This is a genomic window from Neptuniibacter sp. QD34_54 (assembly GCF_047778055.1).
Taxonomy (GTDB): Bacteria; Pseudomonadota; Gammaproteobacteria; order Pseudomonadales; family Balneatricaceae; genus Neptuniibacter.
Genome location: NZ_CP180546.1, coordinates 220,716 through 245,076 on the forward strand (window position 1 = coordinate 220,716; position 24,361 = coordinate 245,076).

The window sequence follows — 24,361 nt, forward strand, 5'->3', positions numbered from 1 at the left end:
CTAACGGCTATCGGTACTTTCGAAGATTTTGTCGGCAGATGCCGCGACAAAGCCTTGGTAGAGAGAGCCATCTTCCAAGGGGTAGCGACGGGCAAATTCGTAGTAGCAGCCCGGTATTTCTACACTGCCATCACTAAATTCAACCGCGACTTTGCTGGCTAAGGTTGAGGACTGTTCGAGTCTCTCTTCGGGGCTGCCTTTCACTTCACCGCCTGCACTATTGAGTTCGATGGAATGGCTTTTTAAAAACTGATTAACTTCTTCGATGCTGGTGTGCGACGTAAGTGCGTTGACGAAAATGGTGAAGTGGTTAGGTCTGAAACCAAAAGCCGCCAGCCAAGCGGCATACTCACTTTGTGCCAGTAATGCTTTGTACTCCTCATAACTGACCTCCCACGGACGACCGCAATAGCACAATGTATCTGGGGGTTGCTGCATAGGATCGAGTTCAGCCACTAAGTTATGCACAAGCAGTTGGTTGTCAGTACTGAGCGATTCGGTCATCAGTTGGCTGATAAATATCTTCGGCAGGGCAGGGTCATCATGTTGAAAGTGCTTAGCGTAGAGATGCTTGTTTGGAAAATGATATTCACCTGCTGCTCGATAGCCGCTATACAGAAACGGTGTGGCCATCTTATCTATATTGACCTCTTCCAGATCAAAAGTACGTAACGCAATATGGTCATTGAGTACTTGATAGTTAAGGTCGCTGAATAGCTGGTGGATATGGCGAGCTTGTGGATTCAGCTCTAAATAGTCCTGCCACATCTCATCTAGCATTTGGGTTAGCTCTTCATTGGTCATTGTGGCCTCCCCTGAGGGCGCAGGCGCTTAAAGGGCAATCCTTCACGAGCTATGTGAAAGAGTAGCAGTGCGCTGAGCTGCGCGCGTGAACTAAGGCTAGGTAAATTGATAAATTCGTGAGGGCTGTGGATAAAATTACCGGTCACACCCAAAGTATCTATATTGGGTAGACCTGCTGTCGATAAGTTATTCCCGTCACAGCAGCCTCCAGTTGCACTCCAGGTTAAAGCAGTGCCTAACTGCTCTGAGCATTGTTGTACCAGTTGGTAGAGTGCGAGATGGGGTTGGTCGAGTTGTTTTGGGTAGCGTCCAAAATGCCCATGGAGCTCTATATGGAAGCCTTCTTGTTGATTATGCTGCTGTATAAATGCATTGATGCGTTCAAGGCACCATTCGGCATCTTCTGTTTTCTGAATACGAACATTAAATTTACACACCGCTAGATCGGGTACTTTATTAGTGGTTTCGCCCGCTTTGATAATACCGGTATTGAGGGTTAAGCCCGGTTTTTGATTGTTTAATGATGCTAGCTGCAGGATCAGTTCAGCGGCTTTATTAATCGCATTCCTACCCGTTTCGGGGGCCCTACCTGCATGAGCTGAACGACCATGGACAACCAAAGTGAAGTTGCCGCTGCCTTTTCGCTCCCCTGCAAGATTGCCATCAGGTAAAGCCGGTTCGTAGATTAATCCAATGTCATGTTGTTTCGCCGCGTTGGCCAAATAGTCGGCTGAGCCGGGTGAACCGATCTCTTCATCTGGATTTAAAATGACACTCCAACCGATCTGATGAGCAAGTGGATGCTGAACTAAGGCTTCTAGCGCTGATAGTATGACCAGAATACCGCCTTTCATATCTGCGGCACCGGGTGCGTTCAGTCGTATGTGGTCTAAGCGAATCGCATGTTGGAAAGGACTATCCACAGGAAAGACTGTATCGGTATGACCGCAAAATAGGATCTGGATCGGTGCGTCTGGGTTGTGGCTGAACTTCCAAAGGGAGCCGAGCGCTTGGTATTCTGCTTTGCCTGTGTAATCGATTCGCTCCCACTCCGGCAGTTCAATCCTTTCGCTTTTACTGCACAGCGGGGCGAAAAGCTCTTGGTATTTAAGGCCAACTTGGTTGATCCCTTCGGGATTCAGTGAGCCGCTATTAATCTCAACTAACTCAATCAGTTGCTGTTCTCTTAGGTGCTGTTGAGCGCTGATCTTATCGAGGAGATCACGTTCTAACTGGTCTAGTGGTTCGACAGATAACTGCATAATTAACCTCTAGCACTCTCAGCTTAGGCCTGTTGCTTGAATAACTGCATTGTGCGATTGAAGCGAGCTAATCCCTCTTTAATATCGGCTTCGGGAATAATCAGCGAGGGTGTCAGGCGAATGACATTTAAGCCTGCTACCAGTACCATTAGTCCTGTTTGTTGTGCCAGCTCTAAAAACAGTCTCGCTTTGCCTTTATATTGATCACTCAGTTCACAGCCGATTAACAGGCCTTGGCCGCGAATATCCTTAAATAACTCAGTTTTTTGATTGAATTGAGCTATCTGTTGGGTGATCAGGTGATGTTTATGGAATACACCTTCGAGCACCTCAGGCGTATCGACAATCTGTAACAGTTTAAGTGCTACGGCGCATCCTAGAGGGTTACCCCCATAAGTACTGCCATGGCTACCGACGTTAAAGGATTTAGCGATCTTCTCGGTACTCAACATCGCGGCGATTGGAAAACCGCCGCCTAAAGCTTTAGCGGTAGTTAAAATATCGGGCTTAACTTGGCTGTGTTGATAGGCGTATAACTTACCGGTACGGCCGACACCGGTTTGTATCTCATCAAAAATGAGTAGGGCATTGTGTTCAGAGCATAGGCTTTTGGCTGCCTGTAAATACTCAGCCGTGGCGGGTGTAATCCCACCTTCGCCCTGAATGGGCTCGATGACTACCGCACAGGTTTTATCACTGATCTGCTGCTCTAACGCAGCGATATCATTAAAAGGCACATGAGAAATACCCGCAGGTACTGGCTCAAAACCTTCACGATACTTAGGTTGCCCACCTACTGACACGGTAAATAGGGTGCGTCCGTGAAAGCTGTTATTGCAACTGATGATTTCGTGCTTCTCTGCGCCAAAATTATCATAGGCGTATTTTCTAGCGAGTTTAAAAGCGGCTTCGTTTGCCTCAGCTCCTGAATTGGCAAAGTAGACTTTTTCGGCAAAGGTCTTATCACAAAGCGCTTGGGCTAATTTTAGTGCAGGTTCATTGGTCCAGACATTACTGAGGTGCCACAACTGATCGGCTTGTTGATGAAGTGCAGCAGTGAGTTCGGGATGGCAGTGCCCTAAAGCATTTACTGCAATGCCACCTGCAAAGTCGATGAACTCATTATCTTGCTGGTCCCATACTCTTGAGCCTAGTCCTTTTACTGGAATCATCTGTTGTGGTGCGTAGTTAGGCACCATTATTTGATTGAACGTTTCCCTATCAACATTGGAGGACATAGTTTGTCTCCTCTACTGCATAGATAAGTCTAAGTTTAGACCTTAACAGCAAAAAAGCTTTTTAGCGGCAATGGCTTAAAGGGAATAAAGATAGGTTTATGCGGTCTTAATGATTGTTAGTCGAGTCGCTGTGATTGCACTCATCCATGGTGTTACATGCGTCACAGAAGTACTGAGATTCACGATATTTCTTGTTGAAGTCATCAAAACTTAACGGATGACTGACTAGAAACCCCTGCATGGTATTGCAGTTTTGTTGTTGCAAGAAATCCATCTGAGATCTGTTCTCTACACCTTCTGCTATCACATCCAAACCCAGTTGCTTGGTCATGGCGATAATGGTCGAAGTTATCGTCATATTGTCTTGGTCTTCGGGAATTTGTTGTAAAAAAGAGCGATCAATCTTTAACAGATCGACAGGCATTTTAGTTAAATAGCTTAAAGATGAATAACCTGTGCCAAAATCATCTATAGCTAGGCTTATGCCCATGCTTTTTATGCGCTTCAGGGTACTGATAGCCGTTGGCATATCCCGCATAAGCATGCTTTCTGTGATTTCAAGTTCTAGCCATTCTGGAGCAAGTGAGGCTTTGGCCAAAGCTTCAGATATCTGAGTAATCAAAGAGGGATCATCAAATTGGCGGACAGATAAATTTACGCAGACCTTAATCGGGGGCAAGCCTTGATCCTGTATTGATTTAGCCGCTCGACAAGCTTCTTCTAACGCCCAGCGGCCGATTGGGATGATTAAACCGGTTTCTTCTGCGTGGGGAATGAATTCATCAGGCGGTACATTGCCATTGACAGGGTGCTGCCAGCGAAGAAGTGCTTCCACTGCTGTAATGCGACCATCTAATGCACATATCTGTGGCTGATAGGCTAAAGATAGCTGTTTGCCAATTAAGGCGTTTCTTAGATCATGCTCGATTGTGAGTATGCGTTGCGCCTCTTCGTTCATCTGGTCAGCAAAGAAAGCATAAGTGTTCCTACCCTGCCTTTTTGCATAATACATAGCTAAGTCTGCGTTTCTTAGCAGGTCACTTGCATCGACACTATCGTGACCGATTAAAGTAATGCCGATACTGACGGTTACACTCAATTCGTGAGGGCCGATTTGCATGGGTTGAGAGAGTAATGACAGTACATCGCGGACGCGACTAATTATCTGCTCACGGTCTTCGCAGTCTTGGAAAATAACTGTAAATTCATCGCCACCAAGGCGGAATACCGAGGTTTGGTGGCGAGTGCAGAATTTTAAACGGCTTGCTATGGTGGTCAGGAGTACATCACCTGCTTCGTGCCCCATCGTGTCGTTAATCTGCTTAAAGTGATCTAGATCGAGTAACAGTAAAGCATGCAGTTTGTCACTGGCTGGGTTTTGTAGATATTTATCCAGAGTTCGACGGAAATTTCGACGATTGCCCAGCTCGGTCAAAGGGTCGAAATAAGCCATTTTCTCTAGCTGAGCATCGTGCTCTTTGATTTGAGATATATCTTCACTGACAGAAACAAAATTAATGATATTTCCCAGTTCATCATGAATAGGGGAAATATTTTGTAGGGACCAGTACGTTGAACCATTTTTGCGTTTATTGAGTAAGGTACCTCGCCACTGCTGATGGTTAAGTACAGTACCCCACAGCTGTTTGTATGTGTCGTTTGTGGTTTGCTCGGAGCGTAAAAAGTTTGGCCGCTTACCTAGTATTTCATGGCCGTCCCAACCTGTGATTTCACTGAAGCGGCTATTGGAGTATTCGATCTCACCTTGTGCGTTTGTGATTACAACCGCACTACCGGTATTTTCTACGGCATTACGGAATACCTTAAGCTCTCTTGCTTGACGCGCACTCTGACTCGAGTTGCGTAGAGTGATAAATACTTTTCGGCAGTCAGCTTTTTGAATAACAGTGAATTCTATACGCAGCTGTACGCTATCTTCTTGTGAAGATAGGACTATGTGGGTGTCGTAAGAATCTCTGTTCTGTGCAAATAGGCCCATGATGTGAGGGCGAATAGCCCGTTTAAAATCGTCAGGAAGTTTATGGTTAAGAGATTCTCCAGCTCTATTCCAGATCAAGGTTTCGGCGTAGGGGTTGCAATGTAAACAGTGAAATAGGTCATCCAACACAAGCACGCCAATGGATGATTGATTAAACCAATCCATTGGAATTGTGCTGTTGCTTGTTGGGTTTAATTCTGTTTTTTGCATGGGTTTGTTTGAATTTTCTGCTTTGGTCTACCTATTCTGCGGTAAAATTTGTTTGAATGGTTTAGATGTTTAATAAAGTTGTGACTGGTTTGATGTGGGTCAATTTAGAGGGAAAGGTAAAATGAATTTTTTGTTAATGTTTTGGCCTAAGGTATAAAAAATACTAATATTACATTGGGTTATGGTTTGTGTTTGTGCCTTTTAAATAGATTGATTATTTCAGGGTAAGCGGAAAATTTCTTCTTACCCTGAGTAAAAAATTAAGCGGCTTTTGCAGGGTTTGACCACCCTTTTTGTACGGATGGTCGCTGATTGAATCTATTGATGTAAGATGTAACTTGTTTGAATTCTGCTATTTTAGTTTCATCCCCAGCACGGTAAACACGCTCTATCGTATCCAGCCAAGGCACAAGGGCGATATCCGCAATAGAGAAGTCACCAGCAATCCATTCTTGTCCTTCTAATTGGGTTTCGATCACATTTAGTAGGCGTTTTGCTTCGTTGATATAGCGCTGTTTCGGTCGTGGATCTTCAATTTCACTACCGGCAAAGGCGTGAAAGTAACCCAGTTGCCCAAACATGGGGCCGACGCCACCCACCTGAAACATCAGCCATTGCAGAACTTTGGCTTTTTCTGTGGCGTTGTTACCCATCAGTTTACCGGTCTTTTCGGCTAGGTAGACCAGAATGGCGCCACTTTCAAAGAGGCCAATAGGTGTGCCTTCTGGGCCGTGCGGGTCAATGATTGCTGGGATTTTATTGTTCGGGTTGAGAGATAAATATTCCTCACTTTTGACATCGCTTGCTGCCAGCGTCACACGATGCGCTTCATAAGGAATTTGTAGCTCTTCAAGAGCAATGGATATCTTTACGCCATTCGGTGTACCGAGCGAATAGAGTTGCAGAATTTCAGGGTGCTTCGCTGGCCAGCGTTTAGATATGGGGTACTGATCAACGCTTGGGTAATCTTTAGGATTGCTCATTTATGCGCTCACTAAGTCTGTCTGGTCTAAGAATGGATAGTCGTTATAGCCTTCAGGGCCAGGTGTATAAAAGGTATCGGGATTAGGCTCATTTAGCTCGGATTTTGTTTGGAAACGAGCGACTAGATCTGGGTTGGCGATAAAAGGTACGCCAAAGGCTACAGCGTCTAGCTGTTTATCTAATACCGTTGAGTCAGCCTCCTCATAGCTGTAGCCCATATTGCCAATAAGGTTGCCTTGATAATGTTCTCGGGCGATTGAGTTAACATCACCTTGTTGCTCGCCCAGAAAGTCACTGCGCATCAGATGCCAGTAAGCGAGTTTGTAATGATTTAGCTTTTCTGCGAGCCAGAAGGTCGTGCCAATGGGGTCGCTGTCTTCCATACTGTTATAGCCATTTAAAGGCGAGGTTCGGATACCTACTTTGTCGTTACCCCATACTTCACAAATAGCGTCTAATACTTCGAAGATCAGTCGAGATCGATTCTCTAAGCTACCGCCGTATTGATCTTCACGTTGGTTACTGCCATCGCGTAAGAACGAATCGAGCAGATAACCGTTGGCTGCATGGAGTTCTACACCATCGAATCCAGCCTCCTTGGCGTTGATTGCTGCCTGTTTGAAGCCTGCGATAATTTCGGAAATCTCGTCTATCTGCAGTGCGCGTGGTGTTGTGTAGGGTTTAAGGCCATCAGGTGTATGGACTTCATCTTCGATTGCGATTGGACTTGGAGCGATGGGTTGAACACCGTTATTTAAATCCGGGTGGCAGGCACGTCCGCCATGCCATAGTTGCACAACAATCTTACCGCCTCTCTGATGTACGGCATCGGTGACTTTTTTCCAGCCAGCGATTTGCGCTTCTGAGTAGATGCCGGGTTCATTGATAAAGGCGCTGCAGTTTTCCATCACCATGGTTGCTTCGGTAATAATTAAACCTGCAGTAGCGCGATCGGCGTAGTGCTGAACCATTAATGGGCCAGGAATATGGTGTTTGTCTGCGCGGGCACGGGTAAGAGGTGCCATCAAAATTCGATTGGATAGTTCGATACTGCCTAGTGAAATAGGGCTGAACAAGATAGGTTGTGTAAGCATAATTGGCTCTTTCTTAGTTGATCAATATGTTGATGACTTAGGTAAAGAGCTTGAATTTGAACGAAAGTTCAATTTCGAGTGAAGAAATATTAAATTGAATAGAACAGGCATAAAAAAAGCGGCTTAATAGCCGCTTTTTTGGAATATCTTTTCGCTTAGAGCGCGTCAGGACCGCTTTCGCCTGTACGGATACGGATGACCTGCTCTAGAGGAGAGATAAAGATCTTACCGTCGCCGATTTTACCTGTATTAGCTGTTTTGCTGATCGCTTCAATAACTTGATCAACCATGTCGCTGTCTACAGCAATTTCAATTTTCACTTTTGGAAGGAAATCAACCACATACTCTGCACCGCGGTACAATTCAGTGTGGCCCTTCTGACGACCGAAACCTTTTACTTCAGTAACGGTAACACCTTGGATACCAATTTCAGAAAGCGCTTCACGGACATCATCCAGTTTAAACGGTTTAATCACCGCAGTGACCAGTTTCATAATGCTATTCCTCAGTTGGGCTTGCTCATTCTATGGCCTTACGACCAAGCAGCAAATGTAACTATAGTGAATTATGCGTCTTAGTATACCTAGATAATCGCAAGATGGTATATGAACAACGAATTGGATCAAGCTCTTAGCGATATACTAGTGACGCAAAAAGGGCGCTTAGCGCCCTTTTAATGTTTTAGATCAATCTCACTTGCCAGATGTAAACTCTGGGTAAGCTTCCATACCACACTCAGAGATATCCACGCCTTCGTACTCTTCTTCTTCCGATACGCGTACACCCATGATTGCTTTAAGTGCTAACCATACCACTAGGCTTGTAGCGAATACCCAAGCGAAGATAGTTACTGCACCGATGATCTGACCAGAGAAAGATGAATCGCCGTTTGTTACTGGTACTAGTAGAAGACCTAGAAGACCTACAACACCGTGAACAGAGATCGCACCTACTGGATCATCAATTTTTAGTTTATCTAGCGTTAGGATGCTGAATACAACCAATGTACCACCTAGAGCACCAAATAGAGTTGCTTGTAGTGCAGTTGGAGTAGATGGTTCAGCAGTGATAGCAACTAGACCCGCTAGTGCACCGTTAAGCGCCATTGTTAGGTCGGCTTTACCGAACAGTAGACGAGCTACGATCAGTGCAGCGATTACACCACCTGCTGCTGCAGCGTTAGTATTCATGAATACAACAGCAACTGCGTTAGAGTTCTCTACATCAGAAGATGCTAGTACGGAACCACCGTTGAAGCCGAACCAACCCATCCATAGAATGAACGTACCTAGTGTAGCTAAAGGTAAGTTTGCACCTGGGATAGCGTTTACAGCACCGTTTTTAGCGTATTTGCCTTTACGAGCACCTAGTACTAGAACACCTGCTAGGGCTGCAGCAGCACCTGCCATGTGTACGATACCGGAACCTGCAAAGTCTGAGAAACCAAGGTCGCCTAGGTTGTAGAAACCGAATACGTCGTTACCGCCCCAAGTCCAAGAACCTTCCATTGGGTAGATAACACCGGTCATTACTACAGCGAATGCTAGGAAAGCCCAAAGCTTCATACGCTCAGCAACGGCACCAGATACGATAGACATTGCTGTAGCAACGAATACTACTTGGAAGAAGAAGTCTGCTGATGGTGCGTAAGTTGCTGGCTCTTCAGCACCGGTGAAACCGTCACCCGTGATGCCAGAAAGCATGTAGTCACCGCCGTACATGATTGCGTAACCGCAAACCAAATACATAGTACAAGAGATCGCATACAGTGCGATGTTCTTGGTTAGGATCTCAGTTGTGTTTTTAGCACGAACCAAACCCGCTTCCAGCATGGCAAAGCCTGCTGCCATCCACATGACTAAAGCACCGCATACTAGGAAGTAGAAAGTATCTAGTGCGTATTTAAGCTGGGTAACATCACCCGCTGTTGAATTTAGTAGTTCTTCCATTGGTTTATTCCTCCAGAAGCAATCAAAAAGTCAAAAATTAAAGGGCTTCCGTACCGGTCTCACCGGTACGAATACGCACAACTTGTTCTATTGGTGTTACAAAGATCTTGCCGTCGCCAATCTTGCCGGTTTGTGCAGCGTTGCTAATCGCTTCTACAACTTGATCGACAATTTCTTCAGATACGGCTGCGTCTAGGCGTACTTTTGGTAGGAAATCGACCACATATTCAGCGCCGCGGTAGAGTTCTGTATGTCCTTTCTGGCGACCAAAGCCTTTTACTTCAGTCACAGTGATACCTTGTACCCCAATTTCAGAAAGGGCTTCTCGTACATCATCCAATTTGAATGGTTTGATGACAGCAGAGACCATTTTCATATTGCTATCCCCCGTAGGTAATAATTCTGTGCAGATGCGTTTATCGCTAAGCAAACATAAATTCTGTTTGCGTAGGTTATAGCGAAGGCTGTGCCATTTTTTTATTTTTCTTTTATTTCATATGGTTATGATTGTTTTTGGTTTTGTGGGAAATATTAGTGCCTTTTTATGGGGCTGGATTAGGTGCACTGCAATATATGTTTGCACCATTGTGGTGCGGCCTTGAATGGTGTTGGTTTGTTGTTATAGTGACAGGCAGTATTTTTTGTTAGAGGTGAGTGGGATGATCAATCCACAACTAATAGAAGGCCTAAGTGAACAGTTTTCGCAATTGTTGTCCGGTGAAAATAAGCTACCGGGCCAAGATGAGTTACAGCAGCAGGTCAAAGCGGTATTACAGGGGACGTTTGATCGCCTGGATATCGTTAGTCGTGAAGAGTTTGATGCTCAGAAAACGGTATTGCTGCGCACCCGAGAGAAAGTGGAAACTCTAGAGAAGCAAGTTCAGGCATTAGAAGAAGCATTGCAGGGTAAGTAACCATCCTCTTAATTTTGCTAGCTACGTAGGTTAAATATGGATCATTTTGAACAGCAGTTATTCCTTCGTTCGCCTCAAGCAGTCCTCGTGACGGATCAAGCCAACAATATAGTGCAGGCTAATCCGGCATTTACCGAAATTACCGGATACAGCTTAGATGAAGTGAAGGGCGAAAATCCGCGCTTTCTTGGGGCACGGGAATTAAATGATCCATTTTATGAGGATTTGTGGCTTACCGTCAGCAGTGATGGTAGCTGGCAAGGCGAGCTATGGAATAGGCATAAAGATGGCACTGTGTATCCTGCATGGTTCAATATCATGCGTTTGGAGAACGATCAGGGCTTAGTCACAGGTTATATGGCGCAGTTCTTCAATATTGGTCACCTTAAGAAAGAGATGAATGCCATCGTGCAATCAGCTCAGTTCGATGAACTGACTCATCTACCTAACTGGGATATGTTCCAAGATATCTTGGCGAAACGCATAGAGCAGAGTAAAGCGCAAGGCGAGCAGTTAGCTGTGATGCTGGTGGATCTGGATCGTTTTAAATGGATCAACGATAACCTAGGCCGCAGTGTTGGAGATAATTTGCTCCAAGAAGTGGCACGCCGCTTAGGAGGGGTGGTACGCGGTGATGATGCCTTGGCGCGCCTAAGTAGTGATGAGTTTGTCATGATGATTCCGCTGGCTGATGGTGTTGAGTCGGCACTCAAAGTCGCGCAGCGTGTGGTTGATCAGTTGGCTCACGGTATTTTTGTTGAGCATCGCGAGATCTTTATCAGTGGTAGTGTGGGGATCTCTGTTTACCCAGAGCATGCTGAGCGCCCGAAAGATTTGGTGAAAAAAGCAGATGTTGCGATGTACGCAGCGAAGCAGGGTGGACGCAATACATTCCGAGTTTACAGCGAGTTAATGGAACGCAGTAAAGGGCCGCAAATCTTACGAGAAGAAGATTTGACCCAAGCGATCGTTAGCGGTGCTATTCAGATGACTTACTTGCCGGTTTATAGCATCTACAGCCATCAAGTGGTCGCAGTACATGCGCGGCCTAGCTGGATTCATCCTGAGTTAGGACAGATTCCATTAGCCGACTTTTCTGGTCTGCTACAGAGTCCCGAATCCTTGCAGCATTATGAACAGTGGCTCGATCAAGAGCTGCGTGGTTTAGATGTCGTGTGGGAGCGTTTTCCTAAACTGCGTTTTGTCTCTTTCCGTATCGAAAGCCAGCAATTGCAAAGCAAAGAGGCGATACCGCGCTGGGTATCTCAATTGAATCATTATCAGCAGCAAGGCCGTTATATGGTTGATGTTGATATCAAAACTGCGCTTGAATACGAAGGTCAACTGTTTGATCTGTTAACCAGTGAAGCATTACTGTCCGTTAGCGGCTTTGCTTGTGGAAGTCCTGTTTTAGAACAGCTGCAAGAGATTCAGCCAGATTTGATTAAATTGGATGCTGATCTGATCATGGCGATGGGCAATGATGAAGGTCGTCAAAAGATCGTTGATACAGTGCTAGATATGGCAGGTCAGTTGGAGATCGAAGTGTTGGCTGATGGTGTTGCTACTGCGGGTACCCGAGGTCAATTGATGGGACAAGGGTGTATGCTGATGCAAGGGCGTTACTTTGGTACGCCATTGTCTCTAGAGCAGATCTTGGATCATTTGGCCGTAGAGCATCATTAAATAATTAAAAAACTACAGGATGTGGAGAATGTTCTGTAGCTATGAAAAACATTACGCTAGAGCGATGAAATTGGTTCTGGCATCTTAATTAACTCTTCCAAGGATGGAAGCTTATGTCTTTAGCGATAGCGTATACGCGCGCGCAGGTAGGGATAGATGCACCTGCGGTTACGGTCGAGGTCCATTTATCTGGTGGCCTTCCTAGTTTTTCCATAGTTGGGTTGCCTGAAGCTGCGGTGAAAGAAAGCCGCGAACGGGTGCGTAGTGCTCTGATTAATTCAGGTTTTGAATTCCCTCAACGGCGTATCACGGTCAATTTAGCTCCCGCTGATCTACCGAAAGAGGGTGGGCGGTACGATTTAGCCATTGCTGTAGGTATCTTGGCGGCTACCAATCAATTGCCAGCCAAATCATTAGCTGATGTCGAACTGATTGGCGAATTGGCCCTTTCGGGCGAGTTGCGGCCCGTGACTGGCGTTTTACCGGTTGCCCTAGCGTGCCGCTCCGAGCAGCGCCATTTGTTGTTACCTGATATGAACCAGGCTGAAGCGCTGATGGCCTCGGGCTTATCGGTATTGCCGGCAGGTCATTTGCTTCAAGTTTGTGCTCATCTACAAGGTTCTGAGTTGATTTCAGTTGCGCAGGCACAAGTTCAGCCTTTTACCTCAGATGGCTCTGGGCCTGATCTGGGCGATGTCAAAGGGCAGGCACAAGCAAAACGCGCTTTAGAGGTGGCAGCAGCGGGCGGTCATAATATTTTGTTGGTGGGGCCTCCAGGCAGTGGTAAAAGTATGTTGGCTAACCGTTTGCCGGGGTTGTTACCGCAGATGACCGAACAGGAAGCGCTCGAGGTGGCTGCGGTTTATTCTATTACTCAAAGTAGTAGTGAAACACGTTTACCCAGAAAGCGACCTTTCCGCGCACCACATCATACGGCTTCGTCTGTGGCACTTGTGGGAGGTGGCGGAAATCCTAAACCTGGTGAAATTTCTTTAGCCCATCAAGGTATTCTTTTCTTGGATGAATTGCCTGAATTTAGTCGCAAAGTGTTGGAGGTGCTGCGTGAGCCGCTGGAATCAGGTGAGATCTTAATCTCTCGAGCTGCACGGCAATCGACGTTCCCAGCACAATTTCAATTAGTGACAGCCATGAACCCTTGTCCTTGTGGCTATTACGCTGATGGTACAGATCGCTGTCGTTGCAGCCCTGATCAGATAAGACGTTATCAAGGCAAGGTTTCTGGACCGTTGTTAGACCGTATTGATCTGCAGTTGAGTGTTCAGGCGCTGTCACAACAAGAGATGATTGAAGTTCCAAAAACACAAGAATCAAGTGAGTCTGTTCGCGAGAGGGTAGTGCGGTGCCGCCAAGTTCAACTCAGCCGTCAGAGTGTACCTAATCAAGCGTTAACGGGACCGCAGCTAGAGACGCTTTGCCAGATAGAACAGAAAGATAAGGAAATGTTAGCGAAAGCGTTAGAGAAACTGCAGTTATCCGCAAGAGCTTATCATCGTGTATTAAGGGTGGCGCGAACGATTGCAGACTTAGCCGGTTCTGAAGTGGTGCAAAGGGCGCATCTAATGGAAGCATTAAGCTATAGGGTGGCGGCTAGAAGTAGTTTGAATTGATGAATTACAGGCGCTGTAACAACATCTGTTTGAAGTCGCTAAAGCTGATGGGGGGGCTGTAATAATAGCCCTGTATCTCATCACAATCGTGCTGGATTAGAAAATCGAGTTGCTCTCGGGTTTCAACTCCTTCGGCAATGACTTTGATATTCATGTTTTGTGCAAGACTGATGATTGAGCGCACAATCTCCGCGGCTTCATTGGAATCTTGGACGTGACTGACAAAAGAACGATCAATCTTCAATGCACTAATAGGCAACTTATGGAGCAAAGAAAATGACGAATAACCTGTGCCAAAATCGTCGAGGGAGAAGGTAAGTCCCTCCTCGGACAGAGTGTTCAGGCAGGCGCGAACATGTTCCTCATCACTAAAAATAGCTGACTCTGTTAGTTCGAATTCAAGTACCGATGTATCGATCTGTTCCTGCTCGATAATACGCTTAATCATGTCGACTAGCATGTCGTCTTTAAATTGACGGAAAGATAGATTAATACCGAGTTTGTCGATGGTTAATCCAGCCTCTTTTAGTTCCTGAAGGTGCTGGCCCGCTTGGTATATGATCCAGTAGCCGATCGCAACAATCATTCCATTATTTTCGCACTGAGGAATGAAATCTGCAGGCATGATTAAACCGCGATTAGGGTGCTGCCAGCGTATTAATGCTTCGGCGCCAGATATTTTCCCAGAACGCAGATCAATCCTTGGTTGGAAAAACAGTTGGAACTGTTCAGCACGTAATGCTGGCATTAGTTCTGCTTCCAAGTCATTTGGGTTGTTGGTATCAACATCCATACTTGGGCGATAGCAGGCATAGCTGCAGCCATGAATCTGTTTAGCATTTAATCGAGCACGACTCGCGCGCTGATTAAGTAGGTCTACATCGTTGGCATGATCGGGTGCTAGTGCAACGCCAATACTGCAATTGAGCTGTGTTTCAATTTGATCATGTTGATAAGGTTGTTGTAGGGAATTGATAAGCTTGTTTAAGTATTCGCGAACTGTTGCTTGCAGGTCAATATTTGAGGGCCTATCGATAATGATGGCGAATTCATCGCTGCCTAAACGGGCAAAGAGCTCGTCATTATTGAGACTGCCCTGAATGCGTTCACCCATTTCGGCTACTACCTGATCTCCCGTTGTAAAACCGTAGTGAGTATTGAATTTACGGAAATCGTCTAGATCGATGGTAATAAGCGCAAGGTGATGTTTCTTCTCAGCTAAATGATTTAACTTTCGTAACAGGGATTGATAAAAAAACTGACGGTTGCCTGCTGTGGTTAAAGTGTCAGAGTGGCGTAGCTGTTGAATCTCTGCGTTCTGCTTGGCTGATTGCTCTGCATGGCGCAATGTACGCAGTAATAGGTCAGCATTTAGGGTGTTTGTTGATAAAAAATCAGTGGCTTTAGCTTCAATCAGAGCTAAGCCTTGTTCCTCACTGATGTATTGGTTTAAGACAATAATTGGAATATGTGGAACAGAACTATAAATGTCAGCAATGATGGTACTGCAAGGTAAAGGGCTGACGTTTTCGCTAAGAAGAATAAAATCAATGTCGGAAAGACGTGTGCGTGCTAAGGCTTCAACCTGATCTTCACAAAACATCAATTGATACAATGGAAATCGCTCCAGTATCGATTGAATTTGCATACGATTTTGCTGGTGCTTATCAACCAGTAAAACCTTTTTATGTCGACTGAGTAACTGTCCCAGCGCTGAGCGCATCACTTACTTCCCCAACTTAGATCTACTACACAACATAAATCTTGTTACTAGCTATCTCACTAAATAGAGATTCATGTCATAATTACCTACTAGCTTAATGGCAGATTAACATTCTGAAATAAATATTAAAACAACTGTTTTAATTTATGCATTTCAATGGCTTATATGCATTTTTTAATCGGATTTCACGTTATCATAAAGGCAGTTTGTCGGCTTGTTTAAGTGAAGCTTTAGTTTTTTTGAAGGTTTTTTAAGAAATGTCACGATTAAATCCACGTCAGAAAGAAGCAGTGGAATACATAGGCGGCCCATTATTGGTGCTCGCAGGTGCTGGCTCGGGTAAAACCAGTGTAATTACCCGAAAGATTGCTTACCTGATTAATCAGTGTGGTATTGCTGCGCGCAATATTGCTGCGGTGACATTTACCAACAAAGCTTCACGAGAGATGAAAGAGCGTGTGATGTCTCTACTCCAAGGTGGGGACTCCAAAGGCCTGACCGTAGCGACCTTTCATAACCTTGGTTTGACCATCATTAAACGTGAATATAAAGCGTTGGGATTTAAGCCAGGCTTCTCTATTTTTGATGATCAGGATACTAAAGCACTGCTGAAAGACCTGATGCTACAAAACAATGAAGAGAGCGACCAAGTGGATATGGTGCAAAACTGCATATCCAATTGGAAGAACGAGATGCTCACGCCTGATGAAGCACTCGCTCAAGCCCAACTTCCACAAGATATTTTGGCTGCGCGTGCTTACGAAAGTTATGAACAGCACCTACGTGCCTATAATGCCGTAGATTTTGATGATCTGATCCTGATTCCTGTACGCCTGTTTGCTTCTCAACCTGATGTATTGGAGCGATGGCAAAACCGTCTTCGCTACCTTCTGGTGGATGAGTATCAAGACACTAACTTGTCCCAGTATCGTTTGGTACGGCAATTGGTGGGGCATCGGGGTGCATTAACTGTGGTAGGGGACGATGATCAATCGATCTATGCGTGGCGTGGTGCGCGTCCAGAAAACCTTAACCAGTTAGAGCATGATTACCCAAGTTTGAAAGTGGTTAAATTGGAGCAAAACTATCGTTCCACTAGCTTGATCCTAAAAGCAGCCAACACGTTGATCGCCAACAACCCTCACGTCTACGAGAAGACCTTGTGGAGTGAGATGGGTATGGGTGATCCAATCAAAGTTATCCATACCCGCAACGAAGATGCCGAGTGTGATCGCATTGCGATGGAAATTACCGATCTACACCTGCGTAGAAATGTGCAGTTTAAAGATATGGCGATCTTGTATCGCGGTAACTTTCAGGCGCGCTTGTTGGAGATGAAGCTCCAACACTATCAAGTGCCATATAAGTTGAACGGCGGAACCTCTTTCTTCGCACGTGCGGAGATCAAAGACTTGATGAGTTACCTTAAGGTCCTCGTTAATCCTGATGATGATAACGCCTTCCTACGAATCATTAATCTACCGCGACGAGAGATCGGCCCGAGCACTCTGCAGAAGCTAGGGCAGTACTCTTTAGAGCGTCAGATCAGTATGTTCAGTGCTTGTGATGAATTAGGCTTAGAACAGGTGATGCCTGCAAATGCCGTTGAGCGTTTACGCCGATTCTGTACTTGGATGCAGCATATCTATCGTCAATGTCACAGCGGCGATCCGATTGCGGCTATTCATGAGATGATTCGCGATATCGACTACGAAGGTTGGATTGTGCAAAACAGTTCCAGTGAGGCGATGGCTGAAAAGCGGATGCAGAACGTCTGGTTCCTGATCGAATCCTTAAAATCGACATTGGAGCGCTTACAAGAAGAAGATCCGGATTCCGGTATCCAAGAAGCCATCAATCGCCTGATGCTAATCGACATGCTGGATCGCCAAGAGGCAGAAGACGACTCAAACCGTGTGCAGCTGATGACTTTGCATGCCTCTAAAGGTTTGGAGTTCCCTCATGTCTACTTAATGGGTATGGAAGAGGAGCTACTGCCGCATCGAAACAGTATCGAAACCGATAATGTCGAAGAAGAGCGTCGCCTTGCCTATGTAGGCATCACCCGTGCCAAGCAGTGCCTAACTATCACTCTTGCTAAACAGCGTAAGCAATATGGCGAAGTGATGGACTGCATGCCGAGTCGTTTCTTGGATGAGCTGCCACCCGAAGATCTTGAGATCGAAGGGGCAGGCGAGAAGTGCCAAGTGCAAAACCAGAAACGTGGGCAAGCCACGTTGAATAGCCTTAAGAATCTATTCGACTAAAAACTGCAGACACAAAAAAGGCCGCAATCGCGGCCTTCTTTATGCTCAGAACTAAGTGATTACTTAGCGCTGTCTAGCATGTGCTGAATCGCACCTTGGATCTCTTCATCAGAACAGTCAGCACATAGGCCACGTGGTGGCATTGCGTTGATACCGTTGATAGCGTTCGCTAGAAGAGTTTCCATGCCTTTACCCGCACGGTCAGTCCAGTCAGCAGAACCGTACATTGGAGCACCAGCAGCGCCAGTTGCGTGGCAACCTGCACATTTAGCTGTGTATACTTCTTCAGCAGAACGAGCTGCACCACCAGCAGGTGCTGCTGCAGGCGCGCCACCACAAGTGTCATCGCCTTCGATACAAACAGAACCAACTGCCTTGATTCGTTCAATTACTGCTTCATCGTTAGAAGTAGCTTGTACAGATGCGCTAAGAGCAACACCTAGACCTAAAGCAACTAAAGCTGAAGTGATTTTTTTCACAGTCACGACCTCTCAATCAACCATAAATTGTTATATGGGCAGCGTGGCCTGTCAGGATGCCCGGCCTCAAGAGGTGCTCAGGGGCGGATATTCAGACACGACTGCTCAAAGTTTCACCGGCTGCGGATTATAGCGATAAATAATCACAACTGAAATGGGGCTTTGGCAGTGGAAGCACTTATCGGCCCGATTTGAGTAAATATTTTGATCATTCTCTATAAAAAGGGCGAAAAACAGGCATCTACAAGAGCTAGATCAACTTAAAAACATGCATTTAAGGAAATCTTGTTTATACTAAGGTCTAAAGTCTTGGTTAGGAAATCTGAAATGTCCAGCAATGGAATGTCTGAAACATGCGCTTGCATCCAAGCTGACGCAAAGCCAGAAGAGATGGAAAGCTTCAGCCTCCTGAGTGCTATCCCTAATCAACGTATTTACCGTTGTAGTAACTGCAATGCATTCCTTGCTTACACCGAAAAGACCCAAGAGTGGGAAGTCCTTCTACAAGGTGATTTAGAAACCGAGATCAAAACCTTGTACCGACCCGAACCGACAGACGTTACTTTCGAATAATACTTGGCGAATCATATAGGCATGGGTAGAATACTGCCCGCAAACCTTCTTGAGTGCGCCTGTAGCTCAGCTGGATAGAGTAGCAGGTTCCGATCCTGTTGGTCGGGGGTTCGAATCCCTCCAGGCGCGCCACTTTTTCTATCGCAGTAATCTATCTCCTCGCACTTCGACTGATTTAATGTACCGATCTGGAGGGTGAATCGAGCAGCGCGAGATAACATCGGAGCCTGCGACGATGGCCCGTAGGGTGAGCTTTAGCGAATAAATCCCCCGATGGGTTCGAGCCGAGCGAAGCGACGGCCCGAAGGGTGAGCGCTAGCGAATAATCCCGTTCTTTTCTATTTTCTTATGTTTTTTACTATTAACTTCAATCGAGCTACCGACGTGTCCCTAGAGCATCTGAGTTGAGCAAGTACCGGTATTCTCACTTATGGCCACAGTGCCGCATGAAGAGCGTTCAGTAGACCAGTCTCCGAGGGAGGTGGTCTACATGAGGGTAAACAGAAACCACTAAATTGCTTTGATTCTTTGCTTGGGCTACTAACAACCTCGTTTAGGATGACACTTTGTGCTACCTGAGCCTGACCCATCATCTGTGCTGCTAGAATCGACGCTGATTTGCTCACTCAACACCCATTCAGAGGACCCAGCGCTGTTAGATGCTCTTAATCGGTACTTGTATGTTCCATCCCCTAAGCTATGGATAAAGCTAGTGGTATCTGCAGCAATATGGCTATCAGCATTCAATACATCAGCATATGCCCCCCATTTTTTGCCTCGAGCTTTTTTACTAACCTGTAACTCGTACCACTCCTCAGTATCGACATCGAACCAAGATAGTGAAACTTCACTTCCATTCACAGATGCATCAAATAGTGATGGTGCATCAGGAGCCTGTAATGTTGGTTCTGGTTCGGAAGGCGGTTCAGTAGACAGTGCTTGCATTGCTAAATATGCGTCTGCGATACCTGTTCCGCAACCGTTACATGTAGCAGGGAAAGAACGAGCATTTTCTTTTATGAGTTGCTCAATCTCCATTGGAGTGATTGCAGTGTTTTCAGAGTAAAGTAAGGCTGCTAAACCAGAGATATGTGGTGCAGCCATACTCGTTCCGGCCATGCCCACGTATCGTTCGTTACCTGGCCCTGTTACTCCGTCATTATGCGTCGAAATTACATATGTGCTAGTACTGGTACTTCCTTCACCACCGGGTGAAGCTATATCAACAAGGTCCCCATAATTGGAATAATTTGCCTTGCCTCCGCTTCGGTTAACCGCTGCAACATTGATAGCATTTGAACAGCTTGCAGGGGTGAAATTCGCTGTGTTGGTGTTACTGTTACCGGCAGAGACAATAACGCTGACGTTGTTCGAGACTGCATAATTAATAGCTGCTTGCATTGATGAGTTGGGATCACAGCTGCTATTTCCACCTAAACTCATGTTGATTACATTTGCGCCGTTGTCGGTTGCCCAGTAGATGGCATCTGAAATATCTGAGTAAGTTCCCCCACCGACACCAAGCACGCGCACATGCATGAGTTGAACGCGGTCATATCCGACACCGGCCAAACCATTACCATTGTTCGTTACAGCACCGACAGTGCCAGCTACGTGAGTGCCATGCCAGCTGCTGCTCTGTGCTGGATCGGTATTATCTCCAGGATCACTCGGATCAGAATCACGGCCATTACCATCATTGGCTATGTCGACGGAACTGATCATGTCATAACCAGGAATGGTATTAGCGTTTAAATCTGAGTGATCAGTGCTTCCAGTGTCAAGAATGGCTACAACCGCTTTTTGGTCGCTGCTATTAAGGTTTTCCCATGCTTGTGTTGCATTTAATCCGCCTGGTTCACTTGGGCTGGAGTTCGGGCCAAAGTAATGCCATTGGTAATCTTGAAGCAGGGGATCGTTTGGAAGTGCGAAAGGAACCATGTGGATGTCTGGTTCCGCATGGGAAATACCTTCAATTTTAGATAATGCCTTTGCTAGACCTTCGGCTTGGTTAGGTGATTTTAGTTCATCAAGTTGAAAAATTAGCCGGCCATTTGCTGTTTCGCGGAGAAAGCTCATAGGGACGCCAGCTGCTTGAGAGAGGCGATCTGCTTCAAACCGACCATTTGCAAATTGGTCGTCAAATTTAACAATCAATTGATCCGTACCTGTTGCAGAAGGAGCTGCGTGTAAGTACATGGGAGAAGATGAAAGCAGCAGCGAAGCTAGAATTGCTTTTGGAGTATTTAATCTATTGAAGGAAGGCATGATTGTTCCTCATTAGTTCTCATTTCAAAATCTCTATTGAATATTCAAGCTGCAATAAGCGAACCAAAATAAAAAAAAGTTAAATATTAATAGGATTTAATCATGCCTCGATTTTATCTACTTTAGAAAATATTAATAGAAAAGATTTATTAAAATTTTATCTATATTTTCGCTCTATCTCTTTGTTTTTGTTGGCTATATCGTCTGAGATGAAGATGTGCGCTGGTAGCGTTTACGGTGTGTTTTTCTGTGGTCAGTATTTAGAGGAATTGATCTTAGTTTGTAACAAAATTGAATCGGAAAGGCTCGCCTTTTTTACAGATTAAACTTTTCCGAATTATGATGGTGAAGTGCATAAATGCGATGCATTTTTTTTCGCAAAATGCGAAATGTTATTCGTGCTTTTGTATAACTATCTGATAGTTATTTGTTTTTTGTTTGGTGCGTTTATTGCTGTTTGATTGTTTAACAGTCAATAGAGGTTTTTAAAATGAAAACTGATGTCGATAAGCTCAAAATACTAGATTTAAATCGCCGATTTCATGATGAGGTCGAAGCCAATAATTATGATGAACGCATGGGGGTAAACCATTCAATATTAGAGGTTCAAAATACAATTATAGAGCTAGAGTCAGTCTTGGGAAGGCCTTTGCCTGCTAAAGGGAGGGTTGTTGATTTAGGGGCTGGCACTGGAAATATATCTATAAAACTAGCTTTGGACGGGCGTTTTGAAAAAGTAACGGCGGTAGATATTAGCAGTAAGAGTCTCCAAGTGCTGGAAAATACAGCATTGAAACACGGTGTTGAAGTAGACACTATCGTCTCAGATATGCAGAAGCTCCCCTTTGAGACGAATAGTTTAGATTTAGCTGTAGGGTGTGCATTTCTACACCATTTGCCTGATCCGGTAGCTTTTATGCTTGAAGTTAGCCGGGTTCTTAAACCTGAGGCTCCGTTTATCATCATAGGAGAGCCTAGTTACTTTGGTGCAGCTGTAACGAATATGGTTAAGTTTCCGCTGGTATTGATAAATAGGCTTAGAAACTCTTTTTCAAGGGAGAGACTGTTTCATTGGGAGCATGACCAAATCGACGTGCATACATTCTCTCACGATGATATAGCTGAGATTTTTAATAACAATTTTAAGGAGATTAGAGTCAGCAGTGAAGGTTTTGCAGAGCCGGTTATCGATCAAGCTGCTTTAGTGCCATTGCGGCATGTTTTACCGGATTGTCTTCCGCTTAGGGTTATATTTACTGTTATTAGAAAGGTTGCTAGGTTTTCGGATTATTTAATCTTTAATCCACTACTGCCAGCATCAATGAAAGTTACCCTTAAAATTTCAGGTAGCTCGTGACTATTAACCAAGAGCAATAATATTGAGGGCGATTCATATCCATTGGTTCATTATTGACCGTTATTATGCATGTTTCTAAATGGGGTGAGCCACAGTGCCTTGTGAACTTGCTCTATACCGATTGGCCGGTGGTTTGAACATCTCAAGGTGTTACTTTAATCAGCCTTCCATTCCCGTCATCAGTCAAAAGATAAATAGCCCCTTCTTTATCAACTTCGATGTCCCTGATGCGAACATCTAAATCTTCCAAATAACGATGTTCTTCGTATTTTTGATTCGTTCCTGAAGAACTAGAAGCCTCGGTAAGTCGATTAAGATGGCTGCCTTTTAAAGCGCCGATTAGAAAATCGCCTTGCCACTCGTTGAATAGGTCTGCTTTATAACGGATCAAACCTGAGGGAGCGATTGAGGGAACGTAATAATATTCTGGCTGCTGCATCCCTTGTTTATGCGTGCCTTCACCAATTGATGGACCCCAGTACTCCTTGCCGTAAGTAATGATCGGCCAGCCGTAGTTTTTCCCTTTAAGGACTAAGTTGAGTTCGTCACCACCCCTAGGGCCGTGTTCATGAATCCATATATTGCTTTTCGAATCGATGAACATTCCCTGTGGGTTTCTATGGCCATAGCTGTAAATACTTTCAGGAATGGTCTGGCCTGATTTAGTGGTTATGCCTATGAATGGGTTGTCTTTGGGGATGCTGCCATCTGTTTTGATGCGATGGATTTTCCCTGCGTGATCGGTCAGGTCTTGAGAGCGGTGGCGCTGTCCTCTATCCCCCACGCTGATAAACAGATTGTCACCTGCTAGCGCAAGGCGTGAACCATAGTGGTGGACTTTGCCGCTGTAAGGGAGGGCGGTGAATAATACTGTCCAATTGACTAGTTCGAGGTTCGGGCTAAGTTCTGCAGAGGCTACGCGTGTAGTCGATCCCTTTGACCTGTCTTGGTGGCTGAAACTGACATAGAGCTTTCGATTGCTTGCAAATAGAGGGTCACGGAGTACGTCTAACAGCCCCCCCTGACCATCAGGGTTAATATCTTTAGGCCAGCCGGTCACTTTTTGTTTTTTCCCCGTGTTTGTATCGATAATCCAACCACCAACCTCTTTTTCTGTGATTAGCAACTCATGATCACTTATCCATGTCATGCCCCAAGGATAGTTAATGTCTTGAGCTATGACCTTTGTATTTAGTTGGGTTGCTGCTGAGGCGGAGAGTGATAAAGGCAGCCCTGCTATAAGAGCAAAAACTACTCCAAGAATAGGATGTTTATATAAGTCTAACGCTGTCATCGAAATGGCCTCATTGAATACGCTATTGACTGGTGATGAATAATTAAAATCCGTACGTTATGTTTTTAGAGATCAGATCATTAAGATTAGTTTAAATCAAAAGTGAGCGGGATAACTGTTTCTTCATCTATAGATTCAGTTGTTTATTGGTATCTAGATTCGAAATAGCACTTTGCTTTCAAAACGTTAAGCTCGCTACTTTCTTTGTGAACTGATACCTTTTTCAGGTGAAGGATAGGTTTAACAATAAAAGGGACAATAAAAAATATGAGCATGAAACAGATATCCACGCTGCTTGTGGGACTTGCGCTGATTACATCGTTTCAAGCTAAAGCCGATTGGCAGAAAGCTGACAACTACAGACAGAGTGATAAGACCGATATCTACTTAGCTGCCTCCTTGAATGCTTATACGGCTGCGAATGTTAACCTTGAAGGCTTGAGCCAAGCCCCTCTGTATTGTCAGCCAGAAAAAGTGGATTTAGGCCCAGAGCATGCTGTCTCTATTTTCGAGAAGGAACTGCAATACCGTATGATGGATGGCTCCAGAAATAGCCCTTTCTGGAAAGAAACCGATCTTGAGTATGTTTTATTGTGGGGCCTGCAACGTGCTTTCCCTTGTGATTAGTATTT

At 45.1% G+C, this 24,361-nt stretch carries 20 protein-coding genes and 1 tRNA gene; 8 read left to right on the forward strand and 13 right to left on the reverse strand.

The window, feature by feature from the left end; all coding sequences use genetic code 11:
• The 9 genes from ACMXYP_RS00935 to ACMXYP_RS00975 all read right to left on the reverse strand — a co-directional run bounded on the left by ACMXYP_RS00935 (position 1) and on the right by ACMXYP_RS00975 (position 9,916).
• The gene (locus ACMXYP_RS00935) at positions 1–804 is read right to left on the reverse strand and encodes a DUF1338 domain-containing protein (RefSeq protein WP_415883139.1); all 804 of its coding nucleotides are present in this window, start codon (positions 802–804) and stop codon (positions 1–3) included.
• Positions 801–2,066, reverse strand: a complete 1,266-nt coding sequence (locus ACMXYP_RS00940; RefSeq protein WP_415883140.1) for a hydrolase — start codon at positions 2,064–2,066, stop codon at positions 801–803. Before ACMXYP_RS00940 ends, ACMXYP_RS00935 begins: the two co-directional genes overlap by 4 nt.
• A 23-nt stretch (positions 2,067–2,089) precedes the next feature.
• Positions 2,090–3,304 (reverse strand): aspartate aminotransferase family protein, encoded by a 1,215-nt coding sequence (locus ACMXYP_RS00945; RefSeq protein WP_415883141.1) that lies wholly within the window; start codon positions 3,302–3,304, stop codon positions 2,090–2,092.
• A gap of 106 nt (positions 3,305–3,410) precedes the next feature.
• Complete coding sequence (locus ACMXYP_RS00950) at positions 3,411–5,513, reverse strand: putative bifunctional diguanylate cyclase/phosphodiesterase (RefSeq protein ID WP_415883142.1); 2,103 nt, start codon at positions 5,511–5,513, stop codon at positions 3,411–3,413.
• 260 nt (positions 5,514–5,773) lie between these two features.
• Entirely contained in the window at positions 5,774–6,496 is a 723-nt protein-coding gene (locus ACMXYP_RS00955; protein ID WP_415883143.1) for a glutathione S-transferase family protein, read from the reverse strand.
• Positions 6,497–7,591, reverse strand: a complete 1,095-nt coding sequence (locus tag ACMXYP_RS00960; RefSeq protein ID WP_415883144.1) for an alkene reductase — start codon at positions 7,589–7,591, stop codon at positions 6,497–6,499.
• A gap of 155 nt (positions 7,592–7,746) precedes the next feature.
• The gene (gene glnK, locus ACMXYP_RS00965) at positions 7,747–8,085 is read right to left on the reverse strand and encodes a P-II family nitrogen regulator (RefSeq protein ID WP_415883145.1); all 339 of its coding nucleotides are present in this window, start codon (positions 8,083–8,085) and stop codon (positions 7,747–7,749) included.
• Positions 8,086–8,283: 198 nt separating this feature from the next.
• Positions 8,284–9,540, reverse strand: coding sequence for an ammonium transporter (locus tag ACMXYP_RS00970; protein WP_415883146.1), 1,257 nt, complete (start codon positions 9,538–9,540; stop codon positions 8,284–8,286).
• A 37-nt stretch (positions 9,541–9,577) separates the two neighbouring features.
• A complete protein-coding gene (locus ACMXYP_RS00975) occupies positions 9,578–9,916 on the reverse strand; it encodes a P-II family nitrogen regulator (protein ID WP_415883147.1) in 339 nt (112 codons plus the stop codon).
• Positions 9,917–10,199: 283 nt separating this feature from the next.
• Here ACMXYP_RS00975 and ACMXYP_RS00980 point away from each other — a divergent pair, with 283 nt between their 5' ends.
• From ACMXYP_RS00980 to ACMXYP_RS00990, 3 genes are all read left to right on the forward strand, one after another.
• Complete coding sequence (locus tag ACMXYP_RS00980; protein WP_415883148.1) at positions 10,200–10,454, forward strand: accessory factor UbiK family protein; 255 nt, start codon at positions 10,200–10,202, stop codon at positions 10,452–10,454.
• 36 nt (positions 10,455–10,490) lie between these two features.
• Complete coding sequence (locus ACMXYP_RS00985) at positions 10,491–12,140, forward strand: diguanylate cyclase domain-containing protein (protein ID WP_415883149.1); 1,650 nt, start codon at positions 10,491–10,493, stop codon at positions 12,138–12,140.
• A 113-nt stretch (positions 12,141–12,253) separates the two neighbouring features.
• On the forward strand, positions 12,254–13,768 hold the full coding sequence (locus ACMXYP_RS00990) for a YifB family Mg chelatase-like AAA ATPase (protein ID WP_415883150.1): 1,515 nt from the start codon (positions 12,254–12,256) through the stop codon (positions 13,766–13,768).
• A gap of 4 nt (positions 13,769–13,772) precedes the next feature.
• On the opposite strand, the gene ACMXYP_RS00995 is transcribed toward ACMXYP_RS00990, so the two are convergent.
• Positions 13,773–15,491 (reverse strand): EAL domain-containing protein, encoded by a 1,719-nt coding sequence (locus ACMXYP_RS00995; protein WP_415883151.1) that lies wholly within the window; start codon positions 15,489–15,491, stop codon positions 13,773–13,775.
• Between the two features lie 257 nt (positions 15,492–15,748).
• Between ACMXYP_RS00995 and rep the strand changes: the two genes are divergently transcribed.
• Complete coding sequence (rep, locus tag ACMXYP_RS01000) at positions 15,749–17,758, forward strand: DNA helicase Rep (RefSeq protein WP_415883152.1); 2,010 nt, start codon at positions 15,749–15,751, stop codon at positions 17,756–17,758.
• 59 nt (positions 17,759–17,817) lie between these two features.
• Here the strand turns inward: rep and ACMXYP_RS01005 are convergent, their stop codons facing one another.
• Positions 17,818–18,237, reverse strand: coding sequence for a c-type cytochrome (locus tag ACMXYP_RS01005; protein ID WP_415883153.1), 420 nt, complete (start codon positions 18,235–18,237; stop codon positions 17,818–17,820).
• A 327-nt stretch (positions 18,238–18,564) separates the two neighbouring features.
• Here ACMXYP_RS01005 and ACMXYP_RS01010 point away from each other — a divergent pair, with 327 nt between their 5' ends.
• The gene (locus ACMXYP_RS01010; protein WP_415883154.1) at positions 18,565–18,810 is read left to right on the forward strand and encodes a hypothetical protein; all 246 of its coding nucleotides are present in this window, start codon (positions 18,565–18,567) and stop codon (positions 18,808–18,810) included.
• 55 nt (positions 18,811–18,865) lie between these two features.
• A tRNA-Arg gene (locus ACMXYP_RS01015) sits at positions 18,866–18,942 on the forward strand.
• A 408-nt stretch (positions 18,943–19,350) separates the two neighbouring features.
• On the opposite strand, the gene ACMXYP_RS01020 is transcribed toward ACMXYP_RS01015, so the two are convergent.
• On the reverse strand, positions 19,351–21,078 hold the full coding sequence (locus tag ACMXYP_RS01020; RefSeq protein WP_415883155.1) for a S8 family serine peptidase: 1,728 nt from the start codon (positions 21,076–21,078) through the stop codon (positions 19,351–19,353).
• 490 nt (positions 21,079–21,568) lie between these two features.
• On the opposite strand from ACMXYP_RS01020, the gene ACMXYP_RS01025 reads away from it, so the two are divergent.
• Entirely contained in the window at positions 21,569–22,435 is an 867-nt protein-coding gene (locus ACMXYP_RS01025) for a class I SAM-dependent methyltransferase (RefSeq protein ID WP_415883156.1), read from the forward strand.
• A 142-nt stretch (positions 22,436–22,577) separates the two neighbouring features.
• On the opposite strand, the gene ACMXYP_RS01030 is transcribed toward ACMXYP_RS01025, so the two are convergent.
• Complete coding sequence (locus ACMXYP_RS01030; protein WP_415883157.1) at positions 22,578–23,729, reverse strand: PQQ-dependent sugar dehydrogenase; 1,152 nt, start codon at positions 23,727–23,729, stop codon at positions 22,578–22,580.
• A gap of 267 nt (positions 23,730–23,996) precedes the next feature.
• Between ACMXYP_RS01030 and ACMXYP_RS01035 the strand changes: the two genes are divergently transcribed.
• The gene (locus ACMXYP_RS01035) at positions 23,997–24,356 is read left to right on the forward strand and encodes a hypothetical protein (RefSeq protein ID WP_415883158.1); all 360 of its coding nucleotides are present in this window, start codon (positions 23,997–23,999) and stop codon (positions 24,354–24,356) included.
• The last annotated feature ends 5 nt before the right edge of the window (positions 24,357–24,361 follow it).